The organism is Variovorax sp. H27-G14, assembly GCF_046156345.1.
Lineage (GTDB): Bacteria > Pseudomonadota > Gammaproteobacteria > Burkholderiales > Burkholderiaceae_C > Variovorax.
This window is the reverse complement of the sequence record NZ_JAYLVN010000005.1, coordinates 214,173-230,618: the sequence shown is the minus strand read 5'-3', so window position 1 is coordinate 230,618 and position 16,446 is coordinate 214,173. Positions and strand designations below refer to the sequence as shown.

Sequence of the window (16,446 nt, the reverse complement as noted above, 5' to 3'; positions counted from 1 at the left end):
GCGGCGGTGTCAGCCGTTCACATGCAGCGTGCGGCTTTCCCTCAGCGCGCTGATGCGTTCCGCGCTCAGGCCCAGCAGGCTGCCGAGCAGCGCGGGGCCGTCGCCACCCAGCATGGGCACGCTGCCGCGGGCATGCGCGGCGGTGTGGGCAAACCGAAAGGCGGGGTTGGGCACCTGGAATGCGCCTGCGCCGTCGTCGATGGTCTGAAAGGCCTGGCGCTCGACCAGCGGCGGCAGCTTCATCGCCTCGCGCACGGTGAAGTAGCGCGAGCACGGCACGCCGGCGGCGTTCATCTCGGCCTCGCATTCGGCGGCGGTGCGCGAGGCGGCCCAGTCGTCGAGCAGCTGCATCAGCTGGCCCCAGTGGTGCTCGCGCTCCTGGCTGGTGAAAAAGCGCGGGTCGGTGATCCACTCCGGGTGGCCGGTGCCGTGCGCCAGCGCCTCGAAGTTGTTCTGGCTCACGGGAGCGATGAGCAGAAAGCCGTCTTTGGCCTTCGTGGGGCGGTAGAGCGGGCGCCGCCGCTCGGCCGGGAATTGCGCCTCCTGGCATTCATAGACCAGCAGGCCGAGCATGGCGTCCATCAGCGACAGGTCGACATGGTCGCCCTCGCCGGTGCGCGCGGCGCGGAACAGCGCACTTTGAATGGCGCCGAAGGCCAGCGAGCCGCCCAGCACGTCGGCCACGAAGATGCCGTTTTTCAACGGCCGTTCGACGTCGCCTTCCTGGTAGTCGAGGTTGGCCATGTCGTAGCCGCTGGCGGCATGCAGCACCGGCGCATAGGCGCTGCGGCCCGACCATGCGCCCTGTTGCCCAAAGCCGGAGATGGAGCAGTACACAAGCTTGGGGTTGAGCGCACACAGCGTGTCGTAGTCGAGCCCGAGCCGCTTCATCACGCCGGGCCGGTAGTTCTCTACCAGCACGTCGCACTGCGCCACCATGTCGTGCACCAGCGCAATGGCCTCGGGCTTCTTCAGGTCGAGCGACAGGCTTTTCTTGCCCGCGTTGAGTTGCGCGAAGTAGGTGCTGCGGCCTTCGCGGCGCGGTGGGCGCATGCGGATGTGGTCGCCTTCGGGCGGCTCCACCTTGATGACCTCCGCGCCCAGGTCGGCCATGAGGCGGGTGCAGTACGGCCCCGACATCATGGCGGTGAAGTCGAGGACGCGAATGCCGTCGAGGATGCCGGGCTTGGGCTTGGTGGGCGTGCCGGTCTTGCTGGCGTCTGCTGTATTGCTGTTGCTCATGGGGTGCCCTTCAGGCGAGGTTCGATTCGGACACCGCGAGCGCCGCGAGCCGTGCGCCGCCCAGCGCATCAAGGTAGTCGGGATGCGCGGCCGCACCGCTCGCATAGCGCTTCAGGTAGGCGGCAAAAGCCTCTTCGCTGGCGCTGGCCTTCACGTACTCCTTCAGGTGTCGCTCGTCGGCGCGGTAGAGCGAGGGCGAGGCGGTCGGGTGCGCGCCGTACGGTGCCTCGACCACCGCGTCGACCATCACGCTCGGCAGCTTGGTGAGGTGGTTGGCGCGGCGAATGGTGTCGCTCGACACGATGCGGTCGACCGACACGATCACATGGCGCGAAGCCTGCGCGAGCATCGCGTCGAAGAAGGGCGTGGCCAGAAACTGCACGTTGCCGTATTCGTCGGCCTGCTGCGCGTGGAGCAGGCACACGTCGGGCTTGATGGCGGCGGCCGCGAGCATCTTGCGTTCGCCGGGCTTGGAAGGCAGCGGCCAGTAATGCTCGGGCGTGTGGCGCGGCAGGTCGGTGCCCAGGTCGGGAATGGCGGTCCAGGGCATGTCGCAGATGCCGGCGCGCAGGCCGCCCGCGATGCCGGGGCCGTCGAGCTCGTACACCTTCAGCGTGCCGGCCTCGGCCTGGCGGCGAAAGTGCGGCGCCAGGCCGAATTGCTCGAAGCTGATGAACACGCAGGCCGTGCTGCGCGCGCAGCCCGCGCCAATCAGCATGTCGGGCGCAATGGAGCCGGGCGCGGGCACCAGGTCGAGGTTGCGCGCGCCCTTGCGGATCAGCGCGCGCACCAGCGCCATGGGCTGGGCGTTGAAGATCCAGCCGCCCAGGCCGACCTTGTCGCCGTCTTTCACAGCGGACACCGCTTCGTCGAGCGAGATGAGTTTGCTTTTGTTGCTCATGGGGGTTGCGCCTGGCTTATGGGAACTTATGGGAACTTGCGGCGAAGCGTGCCGCGCGTGTCGACACGGGTGCGAAGCAGCCGCAGCTCTTCGGCGGTGGGCATGGTGGTGACGGGCGGCGTGCCGTCCACGCGCATGTCGAAGCCGGTGGCGGCCTGGACCTGCGCGAGCGTGACGCCCGGGTGCACGGAGCGCACGCGCATCGCCTTGCTGACGGGCTCGAAGTCGAACACGCCCAGTGGCGACACCACCAGCTTTGGCCCGCCCGCGGGCAGCCCGGCCTCTTCGCGCGAGTTGCCGCCTTGCATGTGGCCGGGGCCGCAGAGAAAGTCGACGCGCGGCACGAAAGCGCTTTGGTCGTGCCGCGTGAGCGCCACGTAGAAGCGCCTGGCCAGCCCGCACAGCGCGCTGATGCCCACGGTGCCCGGCCCGCGCACCTTGGGCCGCGCGTGGTCGCCGACCACCACGGTGTTGATGTTGCCGAAGCGGTCGACCTGCAGCGCGGAGAGGATCGCGAAGTCGAAGAAGTGGATCTTCCAGTCGATGAAGTCGATCATGTTGGGCAGGTCCATCCAGGCCTCGGCCGAGCCGATGTTGTCGGAATCGGCGGTCGACAGCAGGTGGTCGCGCACCGGGTTGACCATGCCGCCGGGCCCGGAGATCCACCACAGACGCGGCGCCTGCATCTGGCGCGCCAGGTTGCAGGCGGCCAGCTGGATGTCGGAGTTGGTGCCGATGATGACTTTTTCGCCGTCCTCGAAGTCGCGTGCCAGGAGCACCGCGAGCAGCTCGCCGGTCGAGGGCTGGCCGTCGGCTGGCAGGTCGGCCTGTGGGGTTGAGAGTGTTGTTGGTTGAACCATTGCTAAATGCTAGGAATCAACCACGGGCCTGTCAAGCGGGGTTCGCCTTGGAGCGGGCAAAAAAAGACCGCCGGCCTTTCGGCGAGCGGTCGGGTGGGGGCGGCGCGAAGAGGCGCGCGCGGGTCAGCGCGGTGTTTTCGGGGCGGGCTTGGCTGCTGGCCTGGCTGGGCTTTTTGCGGGTGCCTTGGCTGCCGGCTTGGTTGCTGGCTTGGGGGCGGTCTTGGCAGCAGGCTTGGCGGCGGGCTTTGCCCGTGCCTTCGCTGCGGCGGGCGCCTCGGCCGCTTCTTCGTCCGCGCCGCCCTCCACCTTCGACAGGTAGCTGCGCTGCAGCCGCTTGAGGATCGACTCCATCTCCGCCACGGCCGCGTCCGAGTCCCTGGCGCTCAGGTGCTTCAGAAAGCGACGGCGCGACGGCAGCACGTAGGCGTTGTCGGAATGCCCCACCTGCCCGATGAACTCGGCCAGCACGTTGAGCACGCCGTTCATCACGATCACCATGATCGGGTTGCCCGTCATGCGCGCAAGGATGCGGTGAAATTCGAGGTTGGTGGCCGCGCGCGCCGGAAAGTCGTTGTTGCGGGTGGCCTCCTCGGCCGCGTCGATGTTGTTGCTCAGCGCCTCGATGTCCGCCGGCGTGGCGCGCGCGCAGGCTTCGCGCACCAGAATCGACTCCAGCCAGATGCGTGCCTCGGTCAGTTGCGCCGGCTGAATGGCACCCATGTGATACATGTCCATGAGGCCGGTGGCAATGGCGTCGCCGCTGCGCCCGCTGATGAAGGCGCCGCCGGTGGCGCCCTTCTGCAGGCGAATGAGGCCCGCGTGCTCCAGCGAGCGCAGCGCCTCGCGCAGCGTGTTGCGCGACACGCCGAACTGCTCGGACAGCGCGCGCTCCGACGGCAGGCGCGTGCCCACCTTGAGGCGGCCCTGGGCGAGCTCGGCGCGAATCTGCTGGGCAATTTCCTCGAAGGCGCGCGCGGAGCGAATGGCCTTGAACTTGGTGGCGGGCGCCGCGGTTTTCTCTGTCTGGGGCGGTTGCGGTTCTTTGGCGGTCATTGGAATCTCCCGGGAAAAATGAAACGTTGGACCTTTGAGCCAATGATAAATGCCGCCTTCACGCGCCCACGCCCCTGAGGACCTCTTCAACCGATATTGCAATGGTTGTACCATTGCAATATCGAAGCACGGAGAACCCCATGACGCCCCAGCCCCTGCCCAGCGACGAAGAACGCGCCATGCTGCGCGATGCAGTGCGCGGCTTTCTCGCCAGGCACTGGCCTGCCGCCACCGCCGTACACAGCGCGCGCGACCCGGCCCGCGTGCAGGCCGCATGGCATCAGTTGGCCGGCCAGGGCCTCACCGCGCTGGGCAGCGACGCCGCCGAAGGCGGCCTGCGCGAGATATTGATCGTGATGGAAGAGATGGGCCGCGCGGCCTGCCCGGTGCCGGTGCACCACGCCGCGCTGCTGAACCTGGCGGCCTTGCGCACGCCCGAGGGCGACCCGCCGCCACTGCTGAGCGCCGCGCACACCGGCAGCGCGCGCGTGGTGCTGGCGCTTGGCGCGTTCGACGGCGACCACGGCGCGGGCAGTGCGGTACTGACGGACGGACAGCTCAGCGGCGAGTTGGCTTTCGTCGAATGCGCTGCGAGCGCCACGCACTTCGCGGTGGCGGTGGCCGGGCCTGCGCCCACGCTGGCCATCGTCGAGGCCACGGCGCCCGGCGTGCGCATGGAGGCGACGCCCGCCATGGGCACCGAAGGCCTGAGCCGCATCACCCTGCGCAACGTGCCGGCCACGCGGGTCGACCTGTCCGCCGATGCGCTGCGCGATCTGCGCACGATGGCGCAACTGGCGCTGTGCGCGCGCGCCACCGGTGCCGCCACGCGCGCCTTCGAAATGGCCGTGGCCTACGCCGGCGAGCGGCGCCAGTTCGGCCGGCTCATCGGCAGCTTCCAGGCGGTGCAGCACAAGCTTGCGAACAACCACATCGCGCTGATGGGCGCGCGCCTCACGCAGGCCCATGCCGCGCGGCAGCACGACACCGGTGCCGCCGACTGGCGCGTGTCCGCCTCGGCGGCCTGCGCGCTCGCGGGCGCCACGCTGCGGCAGGTGGCGCTGGAAACGCAGCACACCTTCGGCGCCATCGGCTACAGCGAGGAGCACGAGGCCCCGCGCCATTTCAAGCAGGTGCACCTCGATGTGCTGCGGCACGGCGGCATGCGCCGCGCCAGGGAAGACTTGGCCGAGCACTTTCTGGGCGACGAGCCCCATGCGCTGCCGCGGTACGACCTGGGCCCGCAAGGCAATGCTTTTCGCGAGGAGGTGCGCGCCTGGCTGCGGCAGCACTGGTCGGGTGAGCGCAAGGCCGCGCACGACCGGCTCGGCTTCAAGCAGCGCGAGTTCGACCGCGACTTCGCACGCGCGATGGGCCAGACCGGCTGGATCGGACTGGGCTGGCCGGAGCGCTTCGGCGGACAGGCGCGCGGGGCCTTCGAGCAACTGGCCTTCGTCGAGGAAATGGAGCGCGCGGAGGCGCCGCGCGCCGGCGCGCCCGTGCAGGCCGCCATGCTGCAGGTGCACGGCACGCCGGCGCAGCAGGACCGCTACCTGCCTGAGATATTGCGCGGCGAGGCCATCTACGGCATGGGCTACAGCGAGCCCGACGCGGGCTCCGACCTGGCCTCGATGCGCACGCGCGCGGTGCGCGACGGCGACCACTACGTCATCGACGGCCAGAAGATCTGGACCACCACCTACTGGGGCGACTACATGCTGCTGGCCGCCCGCACCAACCCCAACGCCAGCCCGCCGCACGCGGGGCTGAGCCTGTTCATCGTGCCGATGGACACGCCCGGCATCACCGTCAAGACCTCCACCACGATGTACGGCGGCAGCTTTGCCAACGTGTTCTACGACAACGTGCGCGTGCCGGCCGACGCCATGGTGGGCGAGCCCGACGGCGGCTGGAAGGTGCTGGTGGGCGCGCTGGCCACCGAGCGCGGCTTCATCGGCGGCGGCATCGTGATGAAGGTGGCGCATGCGTTCGAACTGCTGTGCGAGCACATCCGCGGCGCGCAGATCGACGGGCGGCCGATGCGGCTGGATGCGCTGGTGCGCGATCGCATCGCCGACCTGGCTTCGCAGATAGAGGCCGGCCGCCAGATGATGATGCACTGCGCCGAGCGCGTGGACGCGGGCGAGACGCCCCTGCACGACGCCGCCGCCAGCAAGGTGTATTCGGGCGAGCTGATGGAGCGATTTGGCGAAACGGCGCTCGACATTCTGGGCATGACCGGCACCTTGTCGGAAGGCGGCCCGGGGGCCGTGCTGCGCGGGCGCATCGAGCAGAACCTGCGCCATTCGCTGATGTGGGTCATCAGCATCGGCACCAACGAAATACAGCGCACGCTGATCGCGCAGCGCGGGCTGGGGCTGCCGCGCTGAACGCAGCTCAGCGCGGTTCAGAGTGGGGCAGAGTGGTTCAGCGCGCGGGCTTCTTGCGCTCCATGTCTTCCAGCAGCAGGTGCAGGGCGGTCAGGTGCTTGGCCAGCGCCGCACTGGCCTTGTCCGCGTCGCGCTCGCGCATCAGGCGCAGCACCTTGCGGCGCACCTGCACCACGTTGCTGTGCGGCGTTTGCAACTGCGCGATGAGGCCGCGCAATATTTCGGAGAGCGCGTCGATCAGCATCACGATCACCTCGTTGTGCGTCGCGCGGCCAATGAGCCGGTAGAACTCGGTGATGAGCCCGCTGTCGCGCACCGGCTTGCCCTGCTTCACCAGCTCGGCAAAGCGGTCGATGTCGGCCTCGATGGCGGCAAAGTCTTCCTCGGTGGCGCGCTCGCAGGCCAGCTTGATGGCCAGGCCGCACATGAGGATGCGCGCCTCGGTCACGTCGGACACGGGCACCTGGTTGAGCGCCACCATGTCGCGCACCGCCTGCGTGATGCCATCGGGGTGCGACTGCTTGATGTAGAAGCCGCCGTTGATGCCGGTGAGCGCCTCCACCATGCCCGCCATCTCCAGGCTGCGCAGCGCCTCGCGCACGCCGCTGCGGCTCACGCCGAACTGCTCCGACAGCTCTTTTTCGCTGGGCAGGCGGTCGCCCGCGGCCAGCAGGCCGTCGGCCACCTGGGCGCGAATCTGGTCGCAGATGGCCTCGAATGCGCGGCGCATGCGCACGGGCACAAACACAGGGGCAGCAGCGGGGGCAAGGGCGGGCGGGGTGTCGGACATGGCTTGTTTCCTCCTCTGGATCACGAACGGCCCGAACGGGTGGACCGGCGCCGGCATGGCGCCGGGGCCAGCGCCAGCAAGCAAGGGCCGCATTCGGTGCCGCTAGTGTGCCCGCCCCGGGCCGGCGCGGATTGACATTGTCTCAGCAATCGTTATGGTTCAACCAATGATAATTTGAAGAACCCCCTGCAGGAGACAAGCCGATGAACCCGACCCGCCGCCACACCCTTGCCACCGGTCTCGCACTGGCGGGCACCGCCGCCCTGCCCGCGCTGCTGATGCAAGCGCACGCCGACCCGGCCTACCCGAGCAACCTCATCAAGTTCGTCATTCCAACGCCGCCCGGCGGCGGGCACGACACCATGATGCGGGTCATCGGCCAGAAGCTCACCGAGGCCTGGGGGCAGCCCGCCATCGTGGAGTCGAAGGCGGGCGCGAGCGGCGCCATTGCGGCCGCCACGGTGGCCAAGGCCGCGCCAGACGGCTACACGCTGCTGGTGAACTACAGCGCCCTCATCAGCAACCTGGTGCTGCAGCCCACGCAGACCTACAAGATGTCGGAGCTGGCGCCCATCAGCATGCTGGCGCTCACGCCCATCGCCATTGGCGTGCGCGAGTCGCTGAACGTGAAAACGCTCAAGCAGCTGGTCGAGCTGGCCCGCAGCAAGCCGGGGCGCATCTCCTACGGCTCTTACGGGCCGGGCTCGGGCGGCAACTTTGTGGGCGAGCTGCTCAACATGGCGGCGGGCATCGACACCGTGCACGTGCCCTACAAGGGCGAGGCGCCCGCGCTGCAGGACCTGATTGGCGGGCAGATCGACACGGCCGTGGTGTCGCTGGGCGGCGTGTCGCGCTACCCCGGCAAGATCCGCGCGCTGGCGGTGGCCAGCCCGACCCGCTTTGCGCTGTACCCCGACGTTCCCACCTTCGCCGAGGCCGGCTTTCCGGAGGTCAACATGCCGGGCTTCGGCGCGCTGTTTGCGCCGGCGGGCACGCCCAAGCCCATTCTGGACAAGCTCACGGTGGAGATGGCGCGCATCGTGAAGCTGCCCGACGTGTCGACCAAGCTGCTGGAGCTGGGCTTCGAGCCCGCGGGCTGGGGGCCGGAGAAGCTCTCTGCCTTTCTTGCGGAGCAGCTCACGCTGACGCAGAAGCTGGTGGCCACCGGCCGCATCAAGCTCTGAGAGCTTCGCGCGACAAGCACCGCGCGCAGATGGGAGGTTGCGCCGATATGATTTGCGCAGCCCGCCGACGGACCTCCCGCGCTTGAACAACAAAAACAACCCCGCCGCCCCCGCAACTTCCAAAGCTCCCCCGCCTTCCATCTGGCGCCCGCTCGAGCACCCGCCCTTTCGCGGCCTGTGGACCGCCGGCAGCCTGTTCTTCGTGGGCAACGCCATGCAGAACATGGCGGCCTCGTGGCTGATGATCGAGCTCACGGCCTCCTCGTTTCTGGCGGCGCTGGTGCAGACGGCCTCGTTCCTGCCGATGTTTCTGCTGTCGTTGCCCGCCGGCGTGCTGGCCGACACCACCGACCGCCGCAAGCTGATGCTGCGCATCCAGGGGGTGTACGCGGTGGCGGCGCTGGTGCTCACCGGGCTGGCGCTGGCCGGCTGGGTGGGGCCGGGCACGCTGCTGTTCTTCACCTTTTTGCTGGGCGTGTGCACGGCGCTGCAGTCGCCTTCGTGGAACTCCGCGGTCAGCGACACGGTCGAGCGCAAGGAGCTGCCCCAGGCCATCACGCTGGTGTCGATGGCCTTCAACGGTGCGCGTGCCGTGGGGCCGGCGCTGGCGGGGTTGATGTTTGCGTTGACCGGCGCCAGCGCGGTGTTCGCTGCGGCCGTGCTCACCGCCATCGGCATGAGCTACGCCACCCGGCGCTGGCCGCCGCGCCCGCCCCTGCCGGCCCGGCTGCCGGCCGAGCGGCTGTGGGGCGGCATGCTGAGCGCGCTGCGCTACGCGCGGCATTCGCCGGCCATCTTCGCGCAGCTGATTCGCACGGCCGGCTTCAGCGGGCTGGGCTCCGCGCTGTGGGCGCTGCTGCCCGTCATTGCGCAGCAGCGGCTGGGCCTGGGCGCGGCGGGCTACGGCCTGCTGATGGCGTGCCTGGGCACGGGCGCGGTGTCGGCGGGCTTCTTCGTCGGGCGCATCCGCTCGCGCTTCGGGCTCGACGCGCTGGCCGCCTGCTGCTGCCTGGTGTTTGCCGGCGCCATGCTGGTGGGCGCGCTGTCGACCTGGCGCCCGCTGGTGTACCTGAGCTTCGTGCTGGGCGGCGCGGCATGGATGACGATGATGTCGACCTTCAACGCCGCCACCCAAACCAGCGCCCCGCCGTGGGTGCGGGCGCGCGCCGCGTCGCTGCACACGCTGTGCTCGCTGGGCGCTTTCGCGCTGGGGTCGGCGCTGTGGGGGGCGGTGTCCAGCCTGCTGGGCCTGCCGGCGGCGCTGTGCCTGTCGGCCGCGCTCATGGTGGCCAGCGTGGGCCTGGCGCGGCCGTACCCGTTGCGCATGGGCGCGGACGACGAGGTGACGCTGGCAGCACACGGCGACGAGTTGCTGCTGGTGAACGAGCCCGAGTTCGAGGCCGGCCCGGTGGCGGTCGAGGTGGTGTATTGCATTCACGAGACGGACGCGCGGCGCTTTCTGGACACGGTGCAGCTGCTGGCCGTGGCCCGTCGGCGCGACGGCGCCACCTTCTGGCGCGTGTACCGCGACCTGGGCGATGCGAGCCGCTATGTGGAGCGCTTCATCGTCACCTCCTGGGCCGACTACCTGCGCCAGCGCTCGCGCGCCACGGTGGCCAGCAACGAGCTGGAGGCGAATGCGCGCAGCTTTCAGCTGGTCGGCGTGCCGGTGGTCACGCGGCACTACCTGGCCGAGCGCAGCCCCTGAACGCAGCCCCTGAAGCGCGGTCGGCTCAGCCCGCTCTGTCGGTCGTCAGTCCACCCAGCGCGAGGCCTCGGCCACCGTGGCGCGCGTGGTGCGGAAGCGGTTGGCCGGATGCGCCGGGTCTTCATAGCCGAACGAAATGCCGCACACCACCTGGCGGTCGTCAGGAATATCGAACCAGCGGTGCAGCAACTTCGCGCGCGACGCAATGGCCGCCTGCGCAATGCTCGCCACGCCGCGCGCCCTGGCGGCCAGCATGAAGTTGCTGACATATGCGCCGCAGTCGAGCACGCCGTAGGTGCCCAGCACCGCCTCGGTGGTGACCAGCGCCATGTGCGGCGCGCCGAAGAAGCTGAAGTTCAGCTGCGCCTGACGCGCCGACGCCTCGCGGTCGCCGTGCGCAATGCCCACGCTGTCGTACAGCTGAAAGCCGCATTCGCGCCGACGCTCGCGGTACACGCCGCGGTACTCGGCCGGCGGTGCGATGTCGAAGGCCTGCTCGGCCGATGCCTCGGGTGCGGCCATGGCCTGGCGCAGCCGCTCGGTGGCCTCGGCGCTGGTGACTGCCACCTGCCAGGGCTGCGAGTTGCACCACGAGGCGGTGCGCTGCGCGGCCTGCAGGATGGCGTCGATCACTTCGCGCGGCACGGCCTGCGGCAGGTAGCCACGGCAGCTGTAGCGTGCGCCTAACACCGCGTCGAAGGCGGTGGCCTGAGGGGTGTCGGAAATGGATGGATTCATGTCGGCTTCAACAGGGGTTGCATGGGTTCGGCGCGCGTGCGCAGAAAGCCCTGAGCGGGCGCGATCCAGTCGATGGGTTCTGGCAGCCGTGCGATGTCGGCGCGCGTGGCATTGCCGCTGAACAGCATTCGCTCCTCTTCGAGCAGCCACGCGTTCACGCCTGACGACTGCACGGCTTTCAACGTCGAGCCGCCAAGGTCAAGCACGTCGCTCGCGCCCTGTGCCGCATCGCCGGTGCGCAGCGTCCAGCGGATTTCTCCGGGCGCCGCCGCATGCACGGCGGCCAAGGCCGCTGCGTCCGCGGGCGGATCGATCAGCGCCCACGCGTTGCCCTCGCCGCCGCCCACCAGGTAGCTGTTGCATTCGGCCTGCGCGCCGGTCGTCACGCGCAGCACATGCGGCGACAGGCGCACCACCAGGCCGGGTTCCAGCGTGTGGTGGCACTGGCCGTGCCCGTCAGGGTCCAGCCGGCCGACCTCCTCATACGCCGGCTCCCACGGGTTGACCGGCTGCCGCCCGGTCTTTCCGTTGGCCACGCGCGGCATGATCATCGGCACCTCGCGCAGCGCCTGCGCGGCGTCGATGCAGGCCTGCGCGGTATCGAAGGACCGCAGCTGCTCCAGGATGCGGCGCGTCACGTTCATGAGCTTCAGCGCGCGCTGCTCGCTCAGCGCCTCGACGGGCGTGAGCCACAGGCATTCGACCGTCTCGCGCGTGTCGGCGCTCGGGGTTTGCGCCTGGGGCGCGAGCGCGACGAAGAAGCGCGTGTCGAAGCGCCGCGGCATGCCCGGCGGCGTGAGCCAGTGGCTGAAGTAGCGCAGCCGGTCGACCGCCAGTTGCCAGCCGCGCTCGCGGCACATGTGCAGCAGCGCGTCGGAGCCCTGCTCGGCGGCGTGGCGCAGGGCGGCGCGCTCGCTGTCGGGCAGCGCGTCCAGCGGCACCAGCGCGCCGGGCACGTCGGACACGTCGGAAGCGAACAGCAGGCCCGCCTCCTCGAAGCACTCGCGCACGGCGGCCACGTAGTAGTCGAGCCCGTTGGCGGGCACGGCCAGGCGCAGGCTCGCGGCCGCGTCGTCCAGGCCGCAGCAACTCGCATGCATGGCGGGGTCGTGCGTGTCGACCGTGCCGCCGGGGAACACGCTGGCGCCGCTGTTCTGGTCGGCCTCTTTCTCGGCCCTGCGCAGCATGAGCACTTCGAGGCCCCGGCCGCTGGCCGCGCCGTCGCGCAGCACGATGAGCGAGGCGGCGGTGCGCACCGGCCGCACGCCCGGCACTGCCGCAGTTTTTGATTGCACCGGCGCTTTCGAACCTGGGTTCATCGTCGTACTTGTCACTGTTGTCGCACTTGTCGAATCGGACATCTATGGTTGATCCATTCTAAAGGTTATTGGCGCGAACGCTTTACACCGCGGCGTGCGCGGCCATAGCATTGGTCCTACCAATCTGGTCATCCAGATTGGCCACACCACATTCTGTGTCCGCGCACACCCACGACCCATCAAGGAAAACGCGCCCATGCTCTCCCACGAAGACAACGAAACCCTGGTCCGCGTCGGCCCCGGCACCCCCATGGGCCAGTTGATGCGGCTCTACTGGATTCCCTTTCTGCCCAGCCGCGACCTGGTGGCCGACGGCCAGCCGCAGCGCGTGCGCCTGCTGGGCGAAGAGCTGCTGGCGTTTCGCGACACCGAGGGCCGCATCGGCTTGATCGACCATGCCTGCCCGCACCGCGGCGCGCCGCTGGTGTTCGGGCGCAACGAAGACTGCGGCGTGCGCTGCATCTACCACGGCTGGAAGTTCGGCGTGAACGGCCATGTGCTCGACACCCCGGCCGAGCCCGCGCAGAGCCGGCTCAAAGACACGGTGCAGATCAAGAACTACCCCTGCCGCGAGCGCAACGGCATCGCCTGGACCTACATGGGCCCCGACCGCGACGCCCTGCCGCCGCTGCCCAACCTCGAATGGAACCTGGTGCCCGAAGAAAACGTGTACCTGAGCTTTCGCGTGCAGGAGTGCAACTGGCTGCAGGCGGTGGAGGGCGAGATCGACTCGGCGCACGCGCCCATCCTGCACGGGCGCATCGACCAGCAGGGCGCCATCAGCGACTGGACCGCCAAGAAAGACCTGCGCCCCACCTTCGAGTGCAAGCGGCAGGACTTCGGCATGAGCGTGGCCTCACGGCGCGTGCTGGACGAGCACACGCACTACTGGCGCGTGAACCAGTTCATGCTGCCCTTCTATACGCTGGTGCCGCCGCAGTCGCAATACCCGGAGCTCAGCGGCCACGCCTGGGTGCCGCTGGACGACCAGCACACGCTGTGCATCATGTTCTCGTACCACCCGACGCAGCCCTTCTACGAGAAGACACGCAAGATCTTCGACAACGGCCATGCGGGGCGCGAGACCGGCCACCCGAGCGTGAACGCCTATGCACCGCGCCCGCCGACCGAGCCCTACGCGAAGTACTGGACCAAGTTCAACCTGCAGAGCGCGTTTCTCTTCAACTACGACGCGCAGACCAAGACGTGGTTCTCCGGCCTGCCCGGCCTGTGGGTGCAGGACGCGGCCTGCCAGTCCGGCGTGGCGCCCATCTACGACCGATCAAAGGAGCACCTGGGCATGAGCGACACCGGCATCGCCATGACACGCCGGTTGCTGCTGGAGACCGTGCGCAACCTCTCCGTGCGCCAGCAGCGCCCGCCACGCATCGACGACCCCGACCTGCCGATGGTGCGCGCGGTGTCGCTCACGCTGCCGGCCAGCGCGGCGTGGAACGAGGCAGGGCGCGAGGCCATGACCGCGCGGCTGGGCGCCGACTTCGGCTACACGCCATGAGCCTGCCCGCCCCCATCGCGCTGCGGCTGCGGCAGATCCGGCTGGAGGCCGATGGCATCGCGTCGTACGAGTTCGTTTCGGCCGACGACGCCGCCCTGCCCGCCTTCACCGCCGGTTCGCACATCGACCTGCACCTGCCGCACGGCATGGTGCGCAGCTACTCGCTGGTGAACGCGCCTTCCGACGGCGGGCGCTACGTGGTGGCGGTGCAGCACGACACCCAGGGCCAGGGCAGCTCAGCGTGGATGCACACCGCGCCGCGCGTGGGCGACCGCATGCAAGCGGCGCCGCCGAGCAACGACTTCGCGCTGGTGGAAGACGCGGCGCAGTCGGTGTTCATTGCAGGCGGCATCGGCATCACGCCGGTGCTGTCGATGCTGCGCCGGCTGCGCGAGCTGGGCCGGCCGTGGCGGCTGCAGTATGCGAGCCGCTCGCCGCGCGAGACCGCCTACGCCGACACACTGCGCGCCATGGCCGGCGATGGCCGCGAGGTCGATTTCTGCTTCGGCTCTTCGCGCACGGACCGGCTCGACATTGCAGCCCTCGTGCGCGATGCACCGGCGCACGCGCACCTGTATTGCTGCGGCCCGGCCCGCATGATCGATGCCTTCATCGCCGCCTGCGCCATGCGGCCGGCGCACACCGTGCACTTCGAGCGCTTCGCCGCCACCAGCGAGGCGGCCACCGAAGGCGGCTACGAGGTGGTGCTCAACCGCAGCGGCGCGCGCTACACCGTGGCCCCCGGCAAGACCATTCTGGACACGCTGCTCGACCATGCGGTCGACGTGCCCTACGCCTGCACCGCCGGCGTGTGCGGCACCTGCCGCACGACGGTGGTGTCCGGCGAGCCCGACCACCGCGACGACTTTCTGAGCGCGCAAGAAAAGCAGGCCAACGACAGCATCATGGTCTGCTGCTCCGGCGCGCGCTCGAAGACGCTGGTGCTCGACCTCTGAGCCGAATGCATGCCATGACGACCACCACCGAAGCGCATCAGGCCCAGGACGGGCACCGGAACGGCCACGGCGCCATCGCCGGCATCCTGGCCTACCTGCGCGACCGCAGCCTGCAGCCCGGCGACCGACTGCCGTCGGAGCGCGACCTGGCCGAGCGGCTGGGCGTGGGACGCAACGCGGTGCGCGAGGCGCTGGCCACGCTGGTCACGCTGCGCATCGTGGAGTCGCGCCCCAACTCGGGCATCTACCTGCGGCATGTGGCGCGCGAGGCCAGCTTCGAGGCGCTGGTGATGCTCACCGACATGGGCGGCACGCCCACGCCGGTCGAGGTGGCGGAGACGATGGAAGTGCGCGGCCATCTCGAAGTGCTGGCCGCGGGCCTGGCCTGCCAGCGCCGCACCGACGCCGACCTGGCGCGCATGGAGGCCGTGCTGCGCCACACCGAAGAAGTGCTCGCGCAGAGCGGCAACATCGCCACGGCCGACACCGACTTTCACATCGCGCTGGTCGATGCCACCCACAACACGGTGCTGGTGCGCGTGCTGCACGCGTTCTACCGTTTCACCGGACGGCGCCGCGAGGCGATGTTCGCGGACACGGTGCAGGGCACGGCCTCGCTGCGCGACCACCAACGGTTGTTCGAGCACATTCGCGCGCGCGATTCGGCCAAGGCGCAGCTGCTCATATTGCGGCACATGGACCGCGCGCGCAGCTACTGGTCGAGCGTGCTCGGCGACTGAGCGAGTGCCAAAAATTAACCCACGCATCCCTACAAGACAACGGAGACAACGCCCCATGAAACGCACGCTCTTGCCTACTCTTCATCGTCGCGCCCTGCTGTGCGCCGCCTGCCTTTCGCTCGCCGCCGGCGCGCTGCCCGCCTTTGCGCAGGGCGGCTACCCGAGCAAGCCGATCCGCATGATCGTTCCCTACGCGGCCGGCGGCAGCACCGACCAGCTCGCGCGCGCCATCCAGCAGTCGATGAGCGAAACGCTGGGGCAGACCGTCATCGTCGAGAACAAGCCAGGCGCGGGCGGCACCATCGGCGTCGACTACGTGGCCAAGGCCGCACCCGACGGCTACACGCTGGTGTTCGGCAACACGGGGCCCAACGCGGTGGTCGGGCTGATGCGCAAGGTGCCCTACGACGAGCTGAAAGACCTGCGGCCCGTGTCCACGGTGGCCATCACGCCGATGATCCTCGCGGTGCCGGCCGAGAGCCCGGCCAGGACGATGAAGGAGTTTCTCGCGTACGCGAAGAAGAACGGCACGTCGCTGAACATCGGCTCGGTCGGCAACGGCTCGCTGTCGCACCTGACGGCCGAATATTTCAACGAGGCGGCGGGGCTCAAGCTGCAGCACATTCCCTACAACGGCGGCGCGCCGATGATGACCGCCTTTGCCGGCGGCCAGCTGCAGGCCGCCTTCGTTACCGGGCTGGACGGCGCCACGCTCGTCAACTCCGGCAAGGTGCGCTACCTGGCGGTGGGCACGCTCAAGCCCACCGACACGGTGCCGGGCCTGCCCGCCATTGCCGACGACGTGGCGGGCTTTCGCAGCTCGGCATGGTTCGGCGTGCTCGCGCCCAAGGACACGCCGCAAGAAGTGGTCGACAAGCTGCACGCCGCCGTGGTCGCCGCGGTGGCACGGCCCGAAGTGCGCAAGATGTTTTCGGACCGCAACGTGGAGGCGCGCAGCAGCACGCCGCAAGAGCTCGAGAAGCTCATTCGCGACGAGATGGCGCAGTGGGGCCCGGTGGTGCGCAAAGCCAACATCCAGATGTGAGAAC

Annotated in this window: 14 protein-coding genes; 7 read left to right on the top strand and 7 right to left on the bottom strand. The window is 69.4% G+C overall.

Going from position 1 to position 16,446, the window contains the following annotated elements; translation table 11 throughout:
- Positions 1–9 precede the first annotated feature (9 nt).
- The 4 genes from VLK31_RS16330 to VLK31_RS16315 all read right to left on the bottom strand — a co-directional run bounded on the left by VLK31_RS16330 (position 10) and on the right by VLK31_RS16315 (position 4,056).
- Positions 10–1,242: a CaiB/BaiF CoA transferase family protein gene (locus VLK31_RS16330; RefSeq protein WP_409169461.1), complete on the bottom strand. Its 1,233-nt coding sequence runs from the start codon at positions 1,240–1,242 to the stop codon at positions 10–12.
- A gap of 10 nt (positions 1,243–1,252) precedes the next feature.
- On the bottom strand, positions 1,253–2,143 hold the full coding sequence (locus tag VLK31_RS16325) for a CoA transferase subunit A (protein ID WP_409169460.1): 891 nt from the start codon (positions 2,141–2,143) through the stop codon (positions 1,253–1,255).
- A 26-nt stretch (positions 2,144–2,169) separates the two neighbouring features.
- Positions 2,170–3,003, bottom strand: a complete 834-nt coding sequence (locus VLK31_RS16320) for a CoA-transferase subunit beta (protein ID WP_409169459.1) — start codon at positions 3,001–3,003, stop codon at positions 2,170–2,172.
- 123 nt (positions 3,004–3,126) lie between these two features.
- A complete protein-coding gene (locus VLK31_RS16315; RefSeq protein ID WP_409169458.1) occupies positions 3,127–4,056 on the bottom strand; it encodes a FadR/GntR family transcriptional regulator in 930 nt (309 codons plus the stop codon).
- 140 nt (positions 4,057–4,196) lie between these two features.
- Here VLK31_RS16315 and VLK31_RS16310 point away from each other — a divergent pair, with 140 nt between their 5' ends.
- On the top strand, positions 4,197–6,446 hold the full coding sequence (locus VLK31_RS16310) for an acyl-CoA dehydrogenase family protein (RefSeq protein ID WP_409169457.1): 2,250 nt from the start codon (positions 4,197–4,199) through the stop codon (positions 6,444–6,446).
- A gap of 37 nt (positions 6,447–6,483) precedes the next feature.
- Here VLK31_RS16310 and VLK31_RS16305 read toward each other — a convergent pair whose 3' ends face one another.
- The gene (locus VLK31_RS16305; RefSeq protein ID WP_409169456.1) at positions 6,484–7,236 is read right to left on the bottom strand and encodes a FadR/GntR family transcriptional regulator; all 753 of its coding nucleotides are present in this window, start codon (positions 7,234–7,236) and stop codon (positions 6,484–6,486) included.
- Between the two features lie 203 nt (positions 7,237–7,439).
- Between VLK31_RS16305 and VLK31_RS16300 the strand changes: the two genes are divergently transcribed.
- Both VLK31_RS16300 and VLK31_RS16295 read left to right on the top strand, forming a co-directional pair.
- The gene (locus VLK31_RS16300; RefSeq protein WP_409169455.1) at positions 7,440–8,420 is read left to right on the top strand and encodes a Bug family tripartite tricarboxylate transporter substrate binding protein; all 981 of its coding nucleotides are present in this window, start codon (positions 7,440–7,442) and stop codon (positions 8,418–8,420) included.
- An 82-nt stretch (positions 8,421–8,502) separates the two neighbouring features.
- The gene (locus VLK31_RS16295; protein ID WP_409169454.1) at positions 8,503–10,128 is read left to right on the top strand and encodes an MFS transporter; all 1,626 of its coding nucleotides are present in this window, start codon (positions 8,503–8,505) and stop codon (positions 10,126–10,128) included.
- Between the two features lie 45 nt (positions 10,129–10,173).
- On the opposite strand, the gene VLK31_RS16290 is transcribed toward VLK31_RS16295, so the two are convergent.
- Both VLK31_RS16290 and VLK31_RS16285 read right to left on the bottom strand, forming a co-directional pair.
- Entirely contained in the window at positions 10,174–10,866 is a 693-nt protein-coding gene (locus VLK31_RS16290) for a nitroreductase (protein WP_409169453.1), read from the bottom strand.
- On the bottom strand, positions 10,863–12,185 hold the full coding sequence (locus tag VLK31_RS16285) for an NUDIX hydrolase (RefSeq protein ID WP_409169452.1): 1,323 nt from the start codon (positions 12,183–12,185) through the stop codon (positions 10,863–10,865). The genes VLK31_RS16290 and VLK31_RS16285 overlap by 4 nt, the downstream gene beginning before the upstream one ends.
- 196 nt (positions 12,186–12,381) lie before the next feature.
- Between VLK31_RS16285 and VLK31_RS16280 the strand changes: the two genes are divergently transcribed.
- Genes VLK31_RS16280 through VLK31_RS16265 form a run of 4 tightly spaced genes read left to right on the top strand, consistent with a single transcriptional unit; the run spans position 12,382 to position 16,442 of the window.
- A complete protein-coding gene (locus tag VLK31_RS16280; RefSeq protein WP_409169451.1) occupies positions 12,382–13,701 on the top strand; it encodes a Rieske 2Fe-2S domain-containing protein in 1,320 nt (439 codons plus the stop codon).
- A complete protein-coding gene (locus tag VLK31_RS16275) occupies positions 13,698–14,657 on the top strand; it encodes a PDR/VanB family oxidoreductase (RefSeq protein WP_409169450.1) in 960 nt (319 codons plus the stop codon). The genes VLK31_RS16280 and VLK31_RS16275 overlap by 4 nt, the downstream gene beginning before the upstream one ends.
- 14 nt (positions 14,658–14,671) lie before the next feature.
- Positions 14,672–15,397, top strand: a complete 726-nt coding sequence (locus tag VLK31_RS16270) for a FadR/GntR family transcriptional regulator (RefSeq protein ID WP_409169449.1) — start codon at positions 14,672–14,674, stop codon at positions 15,395–15,397.
- 55 nt (positions 15,398–15,452) lie between these two features.
- Complete coding sequence (locus VLK31_RS16265) at positions 15,453–16,442, top strand: Bug family tripartite tricarboxylate transporter substrate binding protein (protein WP_409169448.1); 990 nt, start codon at positions 15,453–15,455, stop codon at positions 16,440–16,442.
- The last annotated feature ends 4 nt before the right edge of the window (positions 16,443–16,446 follow it).

Bases quoted from the DNA above. Each gene is read 5' to 3' on its own strand.
- VLK31_RS16320 (WP_409169459.1), bottom strand. From the start codon at position 3,003: ATGGTTCAACCAACAACACTCTCAACCCCACAGGCCGACCTGCCAGCC.
- VLK31_RS16315 (WP_409169458.1), bottom strand. From the start codon at position 4,056: ATGACCGCCAAAGAACCGCAACCGCCCCAGACAGAGAAAACCGCGGCG.
- VLK31_RS16300 (WP_409169455.1), top strand. From the start codon at position 7,440: ATGAACCCGACCCGCCGCCACACCCTTGCCACCGGTCTCGCACTGGCG.
- VLK31_RS16270 (WP_409169449.1), top strand. From the start codon at position 14,672: ATGACGACCACCACCGAAGCGCATCAGGCCCAGGACGGGCACCGGAAC.
- VLK31_RS16325 (WP_409169460.1), bottom strand. From the start codon at position 2,143: ATGAGCAACAAAAGCAAACTCATCTCGCTCGACGAAGCGGTGTCCGCT.
- VLK31_RS16280 (WP_409169451.1), top strand. From the start codon at position 12,382: ATGCTCTCCCACGAAGACAACGAAACCCTGGTCCGCGTCGGCCCCGGC.
- VLK31_RS16330 (WP_409169461.1), bottom strand. From the start codon at position 1,242: ATGAGCAACAGCAATACAGCAGACGCCAGCAAGACCGGCACGCCCACC.
- VLK31_RS16275 (WP_409169450.1), top strand. From the start codon at position 13,698: ATGAGCCTGCCCGCCCCCATCGCGCTGCGGCTGCGGCAGATCCGGCTG.
- VLK31_RS16305 (WP_409169456.1), bottom strand. From the start codon at position 7,236: ATGTCCGACACCCCGCCCGCCCTTGCCCCCGCTGCTGCCCCTGTGTTT.
- VLK31_RS16285 (WP_409169452.1), bottom strand. From the start codon at position 12,185: ATGAACCCAGGTTCGAAAGCGCCGGTGCAATCAAAAACTGCGGCAGTG.
- VLK31_RS16310 (WP_409169457.1), top strand. From the start codon at position 4,197: ATGACGCCCCAGCCCCTGCCCAGCGACGAAGAACGCGCCATGCTGCGC.
- VLK31_RS16290 (WP_409169453.1), bottom strand. From the start codon at position 10,866: ATGAATCCATCCATTTCCGACACCCCTCAGGCCACCGCCTTCGACGCG.
- VLK31_RS16265 (WP_409169448.1), top strand. From the start codon at position 15,453: ATGAAACGCACGCTCTTGCCTACTCTTCATCGTCGCGCCCTGCTGTGC.